Source organism: Paenibacillus pectinilyticus, assembly GCF_001700435.1.
Classification (GTDB): Bacteria; Bacillota; Bacilli; order Paenibacillales; family NBRC-103111; genus Paenibacillus_E; species Paenibacillus_E pectinilyticus.
Genome location: NZ_LYPC01000018.1, coordinates 1 through 16,653 on the forward strand (window position 1 = coordinate 1; position 16,653 = coordinate 16,653).

Annotated in this window: 16 protein-coding genes and 1 rRNA gene; 9 read left to right on the top strand and 8 right to left on the bottom strand. The window is 44.7% G+C overall.

The window, feature by feature from the left end; translation table 11 throughout:
* From A8709_RS13235 to A8709_RS13245, 3 genes are all read right to left on the bottom strand, one after another.
* Positions 1-78, bottom strand: a 16S ribosomal RNA gene (locus tag A8709_RS13235); the annotation flags it as partial.
* Positions 79-607: 529 nt separating this feature from the next.
* Positions 608-886, bottom strand: coding sequence for a hypothetical protein (locus A8709_RS13240; RefSeq protein WP_065852864.1), 279 nt, complete (start codon positions 884-886; stop codon positions 608-610).
* A 179-nt stretch (positions 887-1,065) separates the two neighbouring features.
* Positions 1,066-2,274: an S-layer homology domain-containing protein gene (locus A8709_RS13245; RefSeq protein WP_065852865.1), complete on the bottom strand. Its 1,209-nt coding sequence runs from the start codon at positions 2,272-2,274 to the stop codon at positions 1,066-1,068.
* Between the two features lie 213 nt (positions 2,275-2,487).
* Between A8709_RS13245 and A8709_RS13250 the strand changes: the two genes are divergently transcribed.
* From A8709_RS13250 to A8709_RS13265, 4 genes are all read left to right on the top strand, one after another.
* Positions 2,488-4,140: an FAD-dependent oxidoreductase gene (locus A8709_RS13250; RefSeq protein WP_065852866.1), complete on the top strand. Its 1,653-nt coding sequence runs from the start codon at positions 2,488-2,490 to the stop codon at positions 4,138-4,140.
* Positions 4,141-4,290: 150 nt separating this feature from the next.
* Entirely contained in the window at positions 4,291-5,067 is a 777-nt protein-coding gene (locus tag A8709_RS13255) for a DeoR/GlpR family DNA-binding transcription regulator (RefSeq protein ID WP_065852867.1), read from the top strand.
* Entirely contained in the window at positions 5,060-5,884 is an 825-nt protein-coding gene (locus tag A8709_RS13260; protein WP_065852868.1) for a Cof-type HAD-IIB family hydrolase, read from the top strand. Before A8709_RS13255 ends, A8709_RS13260 begins: the two co-directional genes overlap by 8 nt.
* A complete protein-coding gene (locus A8709_RS13265; RefSeq protein ID WP_084224906.1) occupies positions 5,881-7,062 on the top strand; it encodes an MFS transporter in 1,182 nt (393 codons plus the stop codon). The genes A8709_RS13260 and A8709_RS13265 overlap by 4 nt, the downstream gene beginning before the upstream one ends.
* Before the next feature lie 69 nt (positions 7,063-7,131).
* Here the strand turns inward: A8709_RS13265 and A8709_RS13270 are convergent, their stop codons facing one another.
* From A8709_RS13270 to A8709_RS13280, 3 genes are all read right to left on the bottom strand, one after another.
* Positions 7,132-7,677, bottom strand: a complete 546-nt coding sequence (locus tag A8709_RS13270) for a hypothetical protein (protein ID WP_065852870.1) — start codon at positions 7,675-7,677, stop codon at positions 7,132-7,134.
* A 48-nt stretch (positions 7,678-7,725) separates the two neighbouring features.
* Complete coding sequence (locus tag A8709_RS13275) at positions 7,726-9,162, bottom strand: DEAD/DEAH box helicase (protein ID WP_065852871.1); 1,437 nt, start codon at positions 9,160-9,162, stop codon at positions 7,726-7,728.
* Positions 9,163-9,248: 86 nt separating this feature from the next.
* Positions 9,249-9,830: an RNA polymerase sigma factor gene (locus tag A8709_RS13280; RefSeq protein WP_065852872.1), complete on the bottom strand. Its 582-nt coding sequence runs from the start codon at positions 9,828-9,830 to the stop codon at positions 9,249-9,251.
* Positions 9,831-10,059: 229 nt separating this feature from the next.
* Between A8709_RS13280 and A8709_RS13285 the strand changes: the two genes are divergently transcribed.
* Entirely contained in the window at positions 10,060-10,317 is a 258-nt protein-coding gene (locus A8709_RS13285; protein ID WP_065852873.1) for a DUF2573 family protein, read from the top strand.
* Between the two features lie 66 nt (positions 10,318-10,383).
* On the opposite strand, the gene A8709_RS13290 is transcribed toward A8709_RS13285, so the two are convergent.
* Together A8709_RS13290 and A8709_RS13295 are read right to left on the bottom strand one after the other, a co-directional pair.
* Positions 10,384-11,160, bottom strand: coding sequence for an SDR family NAD(P)-dependent oxidoreductase (locus A8709_RS13290; RefSeq protein WP_065852874.1), 777 nt, complete (start codon positions 11,158-11,160; stop codon positions 10,384-10,386).
* Between the two features lie 73 nt (positions 11,161-11,233).
* A complete protein-coding gene (locus A8709_RS13295; protein WP_065852875.1) occupies positions 11,234-11,692 on the bottom strand; it encodes a chemotaxis protein CheX in 459 nt (152 codons plus the stop codon).
* Positions 11,693-11,994: 302 nt separating this feature from the next.
* Here A8709_RS13295 and A8709_RS13300 point away from each other — a divergent pair, with 302 nt between their 5' ends.
* The 4 genes from A8709_RS13300 to A8709_RS13315 all read left to right on the top strand — a co-directional run bounded on the left by A8709_RS13300 (position 11,995) and on the right by A8709_RS13315 (position 16,560).
* Complete coding sequence (locus A8709_RS13300; protein WP_065852876.1) at positions 11,995-13,674, top strand: PAS domain-containing sensor histidine kinase; 1,680 nt, start codon at positions 11,995-11,997, stop codon at positions 13,672-13,674.
* Entirely contained in the window at positions 13,671-14,459 is a 789-nt protein-coding gene (locus A8709_RS13305; protein WP_065852877.1) for a TIGR01457 family HAD-type hydrolase, read from the top strand. The genes A8709_RS13300 and A8709_RS13305 overlap by 4 nt, the downstream gene beginning before the upstream one ends.
* A 338-nt stretch (positions 14,460-14,797) precedes the next feature.
* The gene (locus A8709_RS13310; RefSeq protein ID WP_065852878.1) at positions 14,798-15,700 is read left to right on the top strand and encodes a LysR family transcriptional regulator; all 903 of its coding nucleotides are present in this window, start codon (positions 14,798-14,800) and stop codon (positions 15,698-15,700) included.
* Positions 15,701-15,753: 53 nt separating this feature from the next.
* Positions 15,754-16,560, top strand: coding sequence for a histidinol-phosphatase (locus tag A8709_RS13315; RefSeq protein WP_065852879.1), 807 nt, complete (start codon positions 15,754-15,756; stop codon positions 16,558-16,560).
* Positions 16,561-16,653: the final 93 nt, after the last annotated feature.

Below are 16,653 nucleotides of genomic sequence, written 5' to 3' on the forward strand. Positions count from 1 at the left end.
AGGATAAACCCGCTCGACTTGCATGTATTAGGCACGCCGCCAGCGTTCGTCCTGAGCCAGGATCAAACTCTCCATAATAGTTGTCCCAAAAAAGTGAAGCAGATGCTCCGAGGAGAATTCCGATTACTTTTTCGGGGCCCATAAAGGGTTGATGATTTGTGCTCATTTGATGCTAGCGAGATTTTACAATCTCTTTTATAGTCGATTACTCGACTGTGCTTACTCACTCGTTGTTCAGTTTTCAAAGATCAATTCCCTACAATTTCCGTCTCGCTCTCGCGACCGGACTTACAATATAGCATAATCATCCAACCAGATGCAAGCTTTATTTTCTACAAATTTCGTTGAAAACTGCAACCCGTTTTGGCCGGATCAGTAATATACCATGGGCAAGTAGATTATGCAACACCTTTTCAAAAAGAATATCGATTGAGTTCTTGCTCCACAANCCTACAATTTCCGTCTCGCTCTCGCGACCGGACTTACAATATAGCATAATCATCCAACCAGATGCAAGCTTTATTTTCTACAAATTTCGTTGAAAACTGCAACCCGTTTTGGCCGGATCAGTAATATACCATGGGCAAGTAGATTATGCAACACCTTTTCAAAAAGAATATCGATTGAGTTCTTGCTCCACAAGTTCTTGTTCAAACTGCTCTTTTAGAGAATCATTGCTTGGCGAAGTGGAAAGCCCCATTTCCTTGAACTCACGAATCAAATTCTGAATCTCATGAAGATTACCTTCCTTCACATAATGCTCGGTCTGATTAATGACATGAAACGCCATAGCCTGATAAGCATCCGTGAAGCTCTGATCAATTCCCTCTGCACCTCTGTAATCCGCATAATACCGTTTAAATGTATCCATCAAGCTTTCATCCATCCTAAAACCACTCCTTTCATCATATAGATTAGCTTCCCACCTTCCCTGCCAAATTATGCAAGAAAAAGCACAACAAGCCCCCTGCATATGAAGCAAGGAGCTTGTCGGTAAAAAACGTTCTAACCTTTTCTATCTCTAATATTTCTATCTCTAATGTAGGAAGACGAATTGTCTATCTCTTATTTAACATCAATTGTTGTAACGGATTGATTTTGACCTTTCAACTGAATCAAATGACCAGCTGTAAAGTTAGCAAGATTTCCTGTCAAAGCAAACGTTGTCGCCACGTTGTAAGTCGTTGTTTGGTTGACACCATTCACGTTTTGCGTGATGGAGATTGTAGCAATTTTGCCTTGTGCATTAATTGTAGTTGCAGTTAGTGTACCAAGGATATCGAAAGTCGTATTTACCGGAGCTGAGCCCGTTACTTCTGCAAAGACAACTGTATTATTGTATAAACGTACTTTCACCGTGTCGCCTACAGCAATATCAGAAGCAGCTACTTTCACACCGTTACGCAAAATGAATGCATCTGGGTGAAGCGTATATACAGTAGTTGTACCATTTGTTGTTAAGGAAAGTACATTGTTATACACAGCTGTGTTTACTGTTCCTGTTTTTGTATTTTGGTCTTGATCTGGCAATTGCTCACCTGTACGATCCAACAATGCTGCTAGTTGTGCACGAGTTACATTTTGTTCTGGTCTGAAGCTGTTATCTTCAAAGCCGTTTACTAGACCTTTATCAACCGCTTCTTTCACATAACCTACAGAGCCAGCAGGAATTTTCTTAGCATCTGTAAAAGTAAGCGTACTGTTCATTTTCGTTTTAGCTTCTGCATCTAATTTCAATGCTTTCACTAATAGGGTTGTTGCCCATAGACGATTCGCTTCTTGGTTCGGTTGAACGCTATCATCGCTTTCAGTGAATAGGTCATTCTCAAGCGCTACAGCAACATAACCGACTGCCCAAGCAGGGATTTTGTCTGCATCTTTAAAATTCAATTTTGTTGCCATTTCGGCAGCAGATTCCGCTTGATCACGTAATCCCATCAAACGAACGGCAGCGGTAATTGCTTCGATACGGCTAACGGATTTGTCTGGTTTGAAAGATCCATCTTCATAACCTTCAAAAACACGCTTGGATGCCAAGCTAGCGATATAACGCATAGCCCATTGTGCATTTTTCATATCATTGAAATTAATATTAATTGTAATGTTCGTGTTCCCTTTGGCATCATATTTATCATTTTTTTGACTATAGTTGTTATTATTTCCTTTGTTATCTTTATCATGGCTTCCATTTGCAAATGCGGCAGTTCCGCCACCCAATGCCATTGTTAATACTAAACCTGTAGCTACGACTTTTTTCATAAGTTTGTTTTTCATTTAGAAAATCTCTCCCTTATTCAATATGATGTTATGCATAAGATGGAGCCTTCGCGAAGGGTTCCTGGTTATGCTACAAGGATTCGCCAAGGCTTGTCATTTTTTGGGGGTGTTGGTTTGAAATCTTTTAAAATCAAATCTCAAAGTCTATTAAAACCCCAGTGAAACTGGTACACTAAAGCCATATAGACTAACGCTAAAGGAGCTCTTTGTATGCGCTTACGTAACCCACGAGTTCAGCTCGTTCTTGCTCTCGCTTTACTCCTAATCCTTGTATCTGCCTTCTCCTTCGGCAAGATTTGGTTCAAACAAGGAAGCGCAAACGTAACTGCTGTAGCTCCAACGGTTACACATCATGACGTACCCGCTGCAAGTGAAGTGCCGGTTGCTTCAATCCAACCAACGAAAAATGAGAGTGCCGTCACGTATCCGACTGAAAACGTAGATGTCGTCGTGATTGGAAGCGAGTTAGAGGGACTCTATTTAGCCAGAGCTGCCGCGGATGAAGGTCTGAAAGTGAAAATACTAGATCCGCATCCAGCATTCGGTGGGCAAATTCTTCAAAGTCAGATGTTGTTTCTAGATGAAACACGTGATGATCAAGGGCACCTGCTCGTGCAGGGCCGTGCGAAAGAACTTTTCGATGGCTTCCGCAATGCCAAGATTCGCAAGCTGTCTGAATTTACAACTTACATGAATAAGTTAAGCAAGGATATCCCCATCGAATCCGGCATAACCATTCAAGATATTGAGCAAGTCGAGACACCCGATTATATGCACAAAATTCCATCTATCCTCTATCGTACGAACAGCAATGAGGTTAAGAAGATAACAGCCTCTTATTGGGTTGACAATAGTGATATGGCCGCATTACTTAGCCGGTTAGATACGAAGCGTCTCCCAGGCCTTGAGAAGTTCTACGGTCAGAAAAACATCGAATACATGAGTGCCGGTATGATGATGAAGTTCAAAAATGTCGATTGGAAGAAATTTAATACGACGTTCAATTCATTAAAACCTGAAGAAAAATCCAAACAATTCGGCGGTGGCAGTGTCAATGACAGCTATGCCATTGGTTTAAGCGGAATGACGAAAGCGTATCATGCTTCTAATGATCGTGTTTTCTTACGAGGTCTCAATGCTGTCAACCAGCGAGACGGAGAAGTCCTTATTAACGCATTGCTCATCTATACGGTGGATCCTGCCAATGCAGCTTCCGTACAAGAAGCCGTCAACTTAGGAAATAAAGAAACCGCGCTGATTCTACAGCATTTCCGCAAGACTTTACCAGGGTGGGAGAAAGCTGAACTAGGCGAACTGCCAACTTATCCTTACATTCGTGAGTATAATCACTATGAAATGGATTACACGCTGAAACCATCTGACCTCCTCGCAGGTACGATGTTCTGGGATAATGTAAGCATTGGCGGCTATCCCCTTGATTTGCAAGGAACGAGTGCGAACAAGTGGGGCATTGAGATGGGACGCCCAGATAAATACGGCATGCCATTGCGCAGCTTTTTGCTCAAAAATTATGAGAATGTTATCGCTGCTGGGAAAAATGTAGGCTCATCAGCCATTGCTTATGGCAGTACTCGTATTCAACCGAACACTAGTTTAGCCGCTGAATCCATTGGTGTTATCCTAGGTCAACTACATGGTAAGCAAAAGCTTCGGGAAATCACACCAGATCAAATGGCTACACTTCACCAATACCTAGCCGCTCATTATCAAATCAAACTGACTGGCGTGACAGCAACGAACAAAATTGCCGGTTGGAACGAAGAAGAAATCCGAAAGCTAGATGCAGGCGAGATTACTTATCCGAGCTACATTCAAACCCGAAAAAAACCAGCAGTTAAATAAAATTCACTTATAAACTGTGCCAGCGTTAGTTTAACGTGATGTACGGTTTTTTTTCTTGAAATAAGTATTGAAAGTAAGGCAATAAGGGATTACAATAAGCAATATACTTATATTCACTTATAAACGCTTAAGTAAAGGAGGTGCATATCCTTGTTTCAAGAAGAACGTCTGCATGCGATTCTCGATTACTTAAAATCAAATAAGCGTATCTCCGTAGATCTAATCTGCGAGTTATATGATGTTTCACGAGATACTGCTAGACGAGACATGGTTAAATTAGAAGAGCAAGGCTCGATCGTACGCACACGAGGCGGCGCGATTCTTCCAACACTTTCTAAAGAAGTCGGCAATTATGATCAACGTCTGCAAGCGGAATCCTCATCAAAGCTCACGATTGGCAAGACAGCTGCCGCTTTAGCGAAAGATGGCGATTACCTTATGATGGATGCGTCTACTACCGTTTTACATGCTGCCACTGCCCTGACCTCCAAGAACAACATTGTCGTCACAAGCTCTATCGAAACGGCGGCCATTCTCACCCGTAAAGATGAAATTACGATTCATATGCTCGGCGGTGTGCTGGATAATAAGCATCACAGTGTATATGGTGCTAAAGCGATTGAAATGTTAAAAGAATATCACGTCGATAAGCTTTTCATTGGTACCTGTGGCATATCGCAAGACGGACTCTCCTGCCCTAATGAGGAGGATTGTTATTTAGTCAGGGCCATGATGCAGCATGCGGATCAAGTGATCGTGCTCGCGGATCATTCAAAGTTCGGCAAACGATTGTTCCATCATGTCGTTGGTTTTGAAAGTATTGATATTCTTGTCACGGATCAAGCACTGAGTGAGGAAATGAAAGAACGTTTATTAGCCAATGAGGTTGAAATTGTACTTGCAGGAGGAGATAACGACCATGATTAAACTCATCGTTAGTGATTTGGACGGCACGTTGCTAGATCATCATAAGAAAGTAACCCAGCGGGAGATCGATACCCTGCAACAAGTGAAGGAATCAGGCATTACCCTTTGTTTAGCCTCAGGAAGAATGAATTTAGAAATGCAGCGAGTCCTTCAGGAGATCGATCATCAAGCTCATTCCGTCTCTCAAAATGGCGCTTTTATCCACTTAGTGGATGGGACACTTTTGCAATCAAAACTATTCGAGCCATCTCTAGCTACGCGTGTTTACCAGCTTTTCAAAGATGCAGATGTCGTTCAATTCATTTGTTCCGGTGATGCCAACTATATCGAAAGACTCAGCCCGGCAGCGGACGCGATCCAAGTCAGAATGTTTGAACCTTTTATCGTGCAAAACGACATGGAGCAGGCGCTGCAGGAAGCTTTTCCGGTTTGTAAATTTTCCTTATTTGGCAGCTTAGATATTTTATTAGGACTCAAGGCTCTGTTAGAAAAAGAACTCGGGGATCAATTGGACATTTATTTGTCAGATAAAGATTGTCTCGACATTATGCCTCACCAAGTTTCCAAAGGAAGTTCCCTGCTCACCCTGCTTACTCATTTAGGTTTGAAGCCTGAGGAGATCGCCTGTGTTGGAGATTCCTTCAATGATGTCTCCATGTTCCGCATTACACCACATAGCTTCGCGATGAATTCCGCACATCCCGATGTAAAAAAGCATGCCTCCTTCCAAGTGAATTCGGTATCCGAAGTGATTGCGCATGTATTAGCTCATAATGAAAAATGGACAAATGAACTTAAAGGAACCACGTCATTATGAAAAGATTGCTGATCATGGGCTGCTTATCTTACTTATTAACAGGCTGTACCCACGTTATTCTGGGGGCTGTATTGCCTGAATTACTGGCCCATTATGGTCGGAGCTACAGTGGCGGGGGTATACTCGTATTTCTGGAATTTGGCGGCTTCATGATAGGTGTACTTTCAATGCCTTTTCTAATTCGGCGTATCAGTCGGAGAAGTACGATTACATTGGCTTTTGTCTGTTTATTCATTGCGATGCTGTCGATTGCCTTATTACCTCCCTGGCCGTTATTCATAGGCCTAACTTTCATGGCTGGTGTCTCTTTCGGACTCGTGGAGTCCAGCATTAGCACCTTTGTTTTAATGGCTGCCAAAGAGCAACAAGCGGTTGCCTTCAGCAAACTTGAAGTATTCTTCGGGCTTGGCGCATTATTCATGCCGCTCGTCTCTAGCCTGCTGATTGCTGCTGGTTTATGGAAATATGCCTTCATGCTCTTAGCCATCAGTGCAATTGCAACAGGGATCATTTGGTCGAAGCTCTCCTTAGGCGAACATGATGAATTACTGGCGCATAAGGCGGACCGCACGCAGAAAACAATGAAAGCGCCGGTCCTTACCAAGAAGTCTTTACTCTTCTTAGGCTTGCTTATGGCCGTATTCTTCTTATATTGCGGTATGGAAAATACGATTGTTAATTTCTTACCGTCCATTTTCAAGGATCAGCTTCATGCTTCCAGCTCTATTTCAACGCTTGCGGTAACGGCTTATTGGATAGCGATGGTTGTGGGCCGGCTATTTACAGGCGTGATCGCGGAGAAAATGACGTATTTCCGTTATTTAGCTGTGTCGTTTGCCGGAAGCTTACTAACGGTACTAGTTTGGTTATTTAGCACGAGTCTGTGGAGCAGCTTTGCCGTCATTCTCTTATTAGGCATCTTCATGTCCGGCATGTTCGCAGTTGCCCTTATTTATGCCAATCAACTGTTGCCAGGACGTACTGAACAAACCACAAGCACGCTCATTGCAGCTGGCGGTTTAGGCGGAGCGATCTTGCCTCTCGGCGTAGGCTGGGGCATGGACCACTTCCATGTCGGTGTCTCCATTTGGTTTGTGTTGGTTAGTATGTGTGTGGTGTTTGGGATTATTTTGTACTCGGGTAAGTGGCGCGTGCCAGCATTGCGATCTGAAGCTTAAGAGAAAGAGAAAACCCTTCCGTTCCACTTGTGTGGAATTGAAGGGTTTTTCGTATACAAGTCATTATTCTTATTGGAATGCCTTTAATTGAATCACAATATCCTTGTTCTCAAACACGATATTCTTAATCCCAATTAATTTGGGTAAAAACGATTGCAGTGGAATTTCAACTGGTGCCACCTGAAGCCACGCACTCGGCAGCTGCCAGTTTCTAATCTGTGTGTTTACATGCTGGATGACCAAGTTTGGCGGCTCCCAAGCTAAGGTAAACGTCGTATGAGCACCAATTGGCACCTTATCCTGCCATCTGAGATTCACATCGGCTTCTATTGTAGAACCTTGTAAATTCAGCTTAGCCCCTTCCATGCGAAAATCATTCGGCAGTACGCTGTGATCGGCTAGCTGTTTCTTCACCAAATTGTTCACATCGTCTTCTGTTAAACGAACTTCCAGCTTCCGGGAAAGGATGATGTCTGCAACTTTGCTGCTAATTGAAATCTCCTTGTAGTGGAGATCGAGCGATTCCGTAGGTTTCACATACTGAATGACGATGACTAGCATCACCACAGCGATGACAGCCAGTGCCACAATAATAAGTAATATTTTCTTCAGCATGTTTCACACCCCGCAGATGATAATGAGTAGCTTACGTTAAGGAGCGTGCTACTCTTCCTTATTCTGCTGCTTCTCTTTGAGCCAGCGCGGCGCGCCTTTGCTCTTGCGATCGCGTTCGCGCTGCGCTTTGCTGACGGCTTTGCCCGCGGCAGCCGGTTTGGCCACCGCTGCCGGCTTCGCCGGAGCAGCCTCACGCTGGCCGCGCGCTTCAGGCGCCGCGGCACTGACACGCACCGCGCCCGCTGGCGCGGCAGCATCACGCGAAGCGGCGGTGCCGCTGCGCGAAGGTGCTGCGCCGCTTGGGCGCGCGGCTTCACGGCGGCTGCGCATCGTAGCCGCACTGCGATCTTGGGCCGGGTCAACCAACCGGCCCTCGTACATAGCCTTCGGCTCAATCGTGATGCCGAGCTGCTTTTCGAACTTTTCGATAATGAAAAGTTCCTTGGACGTCACGATCGAGATGGATGTGCCCTCGCGGCCCATACGTCCGGTACGACCTACACGGTGAAGGTAATACTCCGCATTCGTAGCCACATCCAAATGGAAAACGTGCGTCACACCTTCTATATCAAGTCCTCTGGCTGCAACATCGGTCGCTAGCAGCAATTGGAATTTCCCTTCACGGAAATTCCCCATCACTTTGGCACGGTCCTGCTTGCTTGCCTCCCCGTAGAGAGCTTCAACCGAAAGTCCTACATATTGAAGCTTGCCAACCACCTGTGCAATATCATCGGTCACATTAATGAACACGATGGCTGAGGTCGGCTTGATCATCCGAACGAGTCTTCGAAGTGTGTCGATTTTCTCCCGCTCTTGGCATACGACATAGTGATGCTCCAGCGTTTCAGCCGTGCGCTGCGATGGGTTAATTTTGATAATAACGGGATCCTTCAGCCACTTGGCAGCTGCCGTTTCCGTGCTTTGCGGAATCGTTGCTGATACGAATACCATTTGACTGGTACGAAGCATCCCTTTCAACACCGATTCTACATCCTGCATAGATCCAAGTTCAAACACTTGATCCACTTCATCGACAATGCCGATTTTGACATGATGCAGCGTGAGTTTTCGAATTTTCATAAGTTCAAGCAATCGTCCAGGTGTACCAACAACAATATGCGGGTGAAGGCGCAGTTTCTCCACTTGTCTAACAATGGCCGCCCCACCGATCAAAGATTGCGAACGAATGGGTCCACCACTCGTCAGTTTCTCAATTTCCTGCATAATTTGCATACCTAGTTCTCTCGTTGGAACAACGACTAGGACTTGCAATTGTTTTTGCGAAGCGTCGATCCGCTCCAATGCGGGGAGTAAATAGGCTAACGTTTTGCCTGTACCCGTCTGGGATTGAATAATTGCGTCTTTCCCTTGTAAAAGAACAGGGATGCCCTCGGCCTGTATGGGCGTTGGCTCACCAATCCCTAATTGTGCTAATTTATCTAAATAAGTTTGTGCAATCTGCAGCTGTTCAAAGCTTGTACTCAATGCTAAATACCCCTTTTCTCATCCAACCTCATGCCCATATTATATGCCAGAGTGCCTCAGCAAACAAATATCGACACGAAATCGGCCTATCTCACCGATCCCCACTCATTAACGAACTTCTGCTTAATGACATCGCGCGCACGAAACAGCCTTTGTCGAACAACGCCTTCTGTCACACAGAGTTCACTCGCCATTTCCTTGTAGGATAAATTATGAATCCATTTCATGGCGATAATTTGCCGATAAGCTGGGTTCAGTTCATTGATATAGGCAATTAATGCTTCCCGCATGACTTTCATTTCAACTTCTACGTCTGGCGGGGATGAATAATCCGAAGTTGGGGCTGATTCTTTGATAGAAAACATCATTTCCATTTCTGTTTCCAATTCATCTCGATTACGTCTATGTTTCCGCAAATGATTCAGTGTGACATTCCGGGTAAGCCTTTTGAGCCACCCTTCATATTTATCGATCTCCGTGAGCAAATAAGATTTATGAACCGCGCGAAGAAACGACTCTTGGATAATGTCCTCTACCATTGCGTGATCTCTCAAAATAAAGTTAATCATGGGATACACGAGCACATAGAAATCTTTATATATCTGTCCCTGTAAGCCCTTATCCAATGTGTTAAAGTCGCTGTTAAATATCTCTCTCAGTGACTCCATAGTTAACCCCCCTAGCCTACAGGTAAAAAGACCCATTTCATACTACCTTATTTTAGGATAAAAAAGGGGAGTAAACAATCGTTAAAGGAAAAATAATCGGAAAATCTTTCCTTGTGGGCTAGAATCGGTTGAAAATAGGCCTCTGCCTCCCACTTTTGACAGCATTCCCATCATCCAGTACACTAAAAGTGGTCTATCTACTCTATTTCCATCCGAAGGGATGATACGAATGAATACGGATTTCGAGAACGATTTTAATACCTTGGTTGCCAAAACAGCCGAACTGATTACAGGTGACACCTCACCAGAAATGATCGAGAAAATCAAGGTCTGGGCATTTTTTAACCACGTGCACAAAGCTCTTCCTGCGCTAACGTCCCATTGGAACCAATCTCATCCCGAGGGTAAAGCCGAAATGCGACGTATTTTCGAAGAGATTCGTGCGCTCAATCAAGCCAAGCAAGTTGCGAAGCCTGATTCGGAGTAAACGAACTTCGGTTACCAAGTCTTACCCACAAAAAAAGCGACCCCAATCCAAGGACTGGGAGCCGCTTTATTTTTTATTCATGATCCCTGAAGCCAGCTTGTCGAACAAGCGGGGGAACATATGGAATAGTTTGATCCCAACTCCTGCTACAAAAGGCAGATTCTTCTCTGGGATATTTTTCTCAACGGCATGGATAAGCTCTTTGACCACTTTTTCAGGCTTGAGCATGAACCACGCGATGTTTTTTACATAATTGCCGCTCGGATCCGCTTTATCGAAGAATGGTGTCGCGATTGGGCCTGGGTTAATGGCGGTTACAGAAACTCCTGACTTCGAAAGCTCTTGTCGCAAGCTATTCGTAAAACCAAGCACCGCATGCTTCGTTGCCGAATAACCAGTAGATTTCGCTGATCCAATTTTGCCTGCCATCGAAGCAATATTGACGATATGACCGCTGCCCGCCTTCAACATATGAGGAAGAACAGCTTGTGTGCATCGCACTAACCCCAAATAATTGACATCCATCATTTCTTCGAAGTGTGCCAACGGTGCATCCACAAAGGATTCGAATATGCCAAACCCTGCATTATTGATCAAAATATCAATACGCCCGAATTCAGCAATGATTTGTTGAACAACCTCATGAACCTCTTCGGTTTTCGTCACATCCATCGCATAGACCCCGTGTCGCCCTTGCAGGCCTGATGCAATCTGTTTCAATTTGCCTGTACTCCGTGCCGTCAAGACGGGAATAGCTCCTTTGGCTGCAAATTGCTGCGCCATCACGGCACCAATGCCACTTGAAGCCCCTGTGATCAAGACAACTTTACCTGTGATATTCAACGCTTGCCCGCTCCTTCCACAACAAAAAAATGGAGCTACCTTATTGTAGGCACTCCACTTGTTCTAACCTATATTACGTAATAATCACTTGAATGTCTAGTTCGCCAATGCCATCCATAATTAAAGGAATGGTTAATGCTTTCTTCGGCACAAATCCTGCTGCCGTTGCAGATTGGACAATCTTAGGTGGTGTGATATCAACCCGAACGCCCTGATTGAAGAGCATTGTGCTAGCATTACCACTAATCATATTACCAAGTTCGGAAATAGCACTCTTGCCCATTTCATCCATTTCGGTAATGACGAATCCGCCCATCATGGCAGACACCATTCTCAAAGCGACATCTTCAGCCAGGCCGAAAACAACATCGCCTTCCATTTGTCCGGTCATTCCAATTTGAATCCAGATGTACTTCTCCACAAATTTGACGTCTTTAACGCCGAGCTGCCCAGTGGTAGGACGAATGTTAGCAACTTGCTCAATGACGATTCTAGCCGACTCCAAAAAGGGATTTATGTACTCAGCCTTCATAGCTCCGCTCCGATCTCACTTGTGAATAAGTTCCGCAGAAAAACGACCTTTTTCAACATTATACCTAAAATTTCGGGACAAGTATACTGTCATTTTCACAAAAATAGTTCCATCTACTCAGATACACGCCCCCTATTTAACCTGCATACTTAAATTATCGAGGAGTAAATGGCGTGCACTTCATCTAATAAATCAAAAAAATATGAAATCTAACAAATAATCACCATTGGAAAATTATACAAATTGCTGTCTAATCCTGTTAAACTAGTAGTTAGAATTTCGAAAAGGAGAGCTGAAAGTCAATGACGATGCATCCCCCTTCAACTTCTTCCAGAAAATTGACTTTTTACCTTGCAATTGCACTTATACTCATTGGAATTGATGTCTTTTATTTACATCAACTATCCTATTTCCAACAAACCCATCTGGCAGTGATCTTTTTCGATATTGGTTTATTCGTCTTATTGGTACTACTTTCCTTCTTTGGAAAGCGAATAATTATGCGGCGTCAAGACTTCATCTCGGAATCGCTTGAACGATATAAATCACTGTTTGATAATCATCCTGATTCCATTATCTCATTTAGCTTAGACGGTGAGATTCTTTCTGCCAATCATGGATTAGAAAGTTTACTTGGATTCTGCCCTGAAACGTCGAAGTCTCCTTCTTTCCTTCCCATGATTCATCCACCTGATTTAGTCAAAACCTTGCATCATTTCCAGGTAGCTTCTACGGGAATGCCACAAAATTTCGAAGCTTCCTTCCTGCATCAAAATGGACAGCCCATTCCCTCTAATGTCACCTTCGTCCCTACGATCGTGGGCAGTGAAATCGTTGGCGTCTACGCGATACTCAAGGACTTGACCGAAATACGAGAGCAGAAAAAGGAAATTGATAAATTGTATAAACAGAATCAACTCATATTAAATTCGGTTTCTGAGGGCATTTATGGGATTGATACAAATGGAAGAACGATTTTCTGGAATAAAGCAGCGGAATCGATTACCGGCTGGAAAGTTGACGAAATGTTGGGACGTCGCATACATAATCTTATTCGACCTGCACAGCAGGATGGCTCTTTCGTTCCCATAGAGGAAAGCTCGACTGTAAGCACCATGCTGCAGCGTGAAGGCTCGATAGTTAATGAAGATCTTTTTTGGAAAAAGGATGGTACAAGCTTCCCTGTTGAATATATGTCTAGCCCTATGCTTGAAGGGAGCGGCCAACTTCTTGGCACTGTCATTACGTTCAGTGATATCACAGAGTTGAAGAAAACGCAGGAGTTACTTATCAAATCTGACAAACTCTCAGCCGTCGGTCAATTAGCTGCCGGTGTGGCACATGAAATTAGGAATCCATTAACCGCTTTAAAAGGGTTTCTGAAACTGCTCCATACAAGTTCCGCGAAGGAACAGTATTATGTAGAGATTATGCAAAAAGAGCTTCAGCGCATCGAATTTATCGTGAATGAATTCTTATTTGTGTCTAAACCGCAAGCTACCCATTTCGTTACAAGAACTTTGTACACGATCGTTATGAGCACGGTAGAGCTGCTTCAACCTCAAGCGTTGCTTGGTAATATTGAAATCGATGCCGAGGTTGACTCTGGGCTGCCGCCTGTTACATGTGACGAACATCAAATTAAACAGGTTTTTATTAATATTATGAAAAATGCCCTAGAATCCATGACGCAAGGTGGAACCCTGCATATCCAGGCTGAGCTTAACGGTCCAGGGGACCAGATTACGGTCCGTTTTATAGATCAAGGCTGCGGGATTGCGCCTGAGCGATTGCCGAAGCTGGGTGAACCCTTTTATAGTACCAAAGAAAAAGGAACTGGACTTGGCCTTATGGTCTGTTATAGGATCATTGAAGCACATGGTGGTTTCATGAATATACGCAGTAAACTGGAGGAAGGAACGATCGTTGAAATCACACTTCCAACAACAACTTACTCGGCCAAAGGAGCAGCAACAGGATGAACGGATTTTTAATCGATCTCGACGGTACTCTGTACAGGGGACATGAACCGATTCCTGGTGCCGCTGCATTCTTGCAGTGGTTGCACCAAGAACAACTCCCCTATCTCCTGGTGACGAACAACTCGTCTCGTACCCCGGAACAGGTTGCCGAGCATCTGCAAGCGCTCGGCATCGAAGTACCTGCGGCGGCCGTCTACACATCATCACAAGCGGCCGCTCAGTATTTAACCGAGCAGCATGCGGGCAATCGCGTGCACATGATCGGCGAAGACGGTCTGCGGATTGCCTTGGACGCAGCCGGCTTCGCTATCAGCGGGACGACGCCGGATTACGTCGTCCAGGGCATTGACCGCAGCTTCTCCTATGAGAAGCTGACGGAAGCGGTCCGCCTTCTGAAGCATGGCGCGACCTATGTCTTAACCAACCCCGACCGGATGCTTCCGTCGGATGGCGGGTTGATGCCAGGGGCTGGCTCCCTGGCCGCTTCGATCACCGCCGCCTCCGGCGTGGAGCCGGTGGTGATCGGTAAGCCTTCGCCGATCATTATGGCGTATGCCATTGATCGGCTCGGTCTGCCAGCCGCCGATGTCTGGGTCATCGGCGATAACGTGCATACCGACATCCGCGGAGGCGCGATGGCGGGGTGCCGCACGGCACTGGTCTTGACAGGCGTTGCGACGCCAGACAATGTGGACGAGCAGCTGGCGTCGGCGGGCTTGACGCCGGACTTGGTCTGTACGGATTTACTGGATTTCATTGCGCAGCTGGAATCAACTAACAAATGAGCGAAGTTTCAAACTTCCTCATCTCCCATTGATGGTTAGTTCGAATATATCAGACTAAAGCAGATAACACTGGATAATGCGCAGGTTACGAGCATTGGACACAAAACCGCACTACCTTGGATGCCAAGGCAGTGCGGTTTTCGGTTTTGGTTTTCAGTTTTCAGTATTGAGTTTCGTTCTCTGAGTTAACGTACTTTGCCCGTATCCTAGCCAGTATCCTTCTAGGTTGCCTACGCAGCGCTTCCTATCATATAATAAAGTTACAAAAGGTTTTTATGTCCTTTACAATTTCGATAAATTTTATTTGTATCCTAATCCAGCAAGCAGGAGGTATGCGCATGAATATGAACCAGTTAGAGACGCTGCTCACGATTTCCAAAACGATGAGCTTTCGTAAAGCTGGCGAGATTCTTAACTTGACCCAACCTGCCGTTTCCGCCCAAATTAAAAGCCTTGAAGACGAATTCGGCGCAATTCTCATCGATCGTAATCAGCCTGTTACCTTAACGGATAGCGGGAAACTTTTCTTAGAGCATGCAGAGAAAATATTGCGGATTGCCAACGACCTTAAGCAGCGTTTGTCCGATCTCAGTCAGACTCCGCAGGGTCATATCCATATTGGTACGACAACCTCAATTGCCATGCAAATATTGCCTCGTGTACTCTCTTATTTTCAAGATCAATTCCCATTAATCAAAACGACGATTCATTCCATGACTTCCTCTCAAATTATGACCTCAGTAGAAAACAGCCAAATTGATATTGGGATTACATACTTATTTGAGAAAAATCAATCCTTGGAAACATCGGTGCTTTACTATGATAATTTCGAATTGATTGTATCCACCAACCATCCTTTAAGTCGTTTCACTCACCTATCGATCGAGAAACTCCGAAACATTCCGTTTATCATGCTTTCGCCAGAAACAGCAGGTCGGCGTTTTGTCGATCAGATTTTCAAAAACTATGATGTTTCTCCTCATATCGTGATGGAGCTGTCGAGCAGCGAGGAAGTGAAGCGCATGGTTGAGCTCAATCTCGGTGTTGCGATTATATCGAAGATGTCAGTCGCAGATGAATTGCGACATGGCACATTGAAAATGGTAAAAGTAAACGAACTGGATATTACCCATCCGGTAGGCGTAGTATATAAGTCAGGACGTTACTTGAATTCTGCGATGCAGCAATTTCTGCGCGATCTTAAAGGAATGCCGGAAACGCAATTTATCGGTTCAGAATAGTTTGGCTTACGGTTTTGGTATGGCTAAAGCACATTCATAGAGGAGGCCTTGCAATGAAATTCGACCTACATACGCATCATGATCGATGCGGACATGCGCAAGATACGATTCGCGACTATATAGAAGCGGCCATTGCGAGCGGCCTTCAAGTGATCGGGATCTCTGACCATTCTCCATATTTCGGAAGTAAAGAAGATCATGCCCAACCCGCGATCGCGATGGCGAAAAGTGAGTTTCCGCGTTATATCGAGGAAGTGCTTCTCCTCAAACAAGAATATGCGAATAAAATCAACGTCCTTCTCGGCGTAGAATCTGATTATTTCCCAGAGTATGCGGATATCTATCGGCAAGAATACGCAAAATACCCGTTCGATTACATCATTGGATCTGTTCATCTTTCAGGCGGCGTTAGTATTTTTAACCGCAACCGCTGGAAGAGCCTGAACGAAGCCGAGCAGATCGCCCAAAAAGAAGAGTATTATCGCCTGATTGGTGAGTCGGCACGCTCCGGCATGTTCAATATCTTAGGGCATATCGATGCCATGAAGGGCTTCTATCCTGCTTTCTCCGATATCTCCACGCCCAAGGTTGATGAAACGCTGAAAATGATTGGTGAATCTGGTGTAGCGATCGAAATTAATACGTCAGGTAAAACCAAAGATGTCGGCGGCTGGTACCCCTCTCACGAAATTCTCGAACGTGCGCTGCATTACGGAGTTGAAGTTACCTTCGGATCGGATGCTCATGTGCCGAGTCGAGTAGCGGATGACTGGGAAGAGGTTCAGAAAACACTGAAGGAAATCGGCTTTCAACACTGGGTCTACTTCCAGCAAAAGCAGAAGCAAATCGTTGCACTCTAGCAGAAATTGCATACGTAGTTAACCTAAAAAAGAGGTGCCCCAGATCAATGGGACACCTCTTTTGGTTATATGAAGTAATGAATCACAACTACC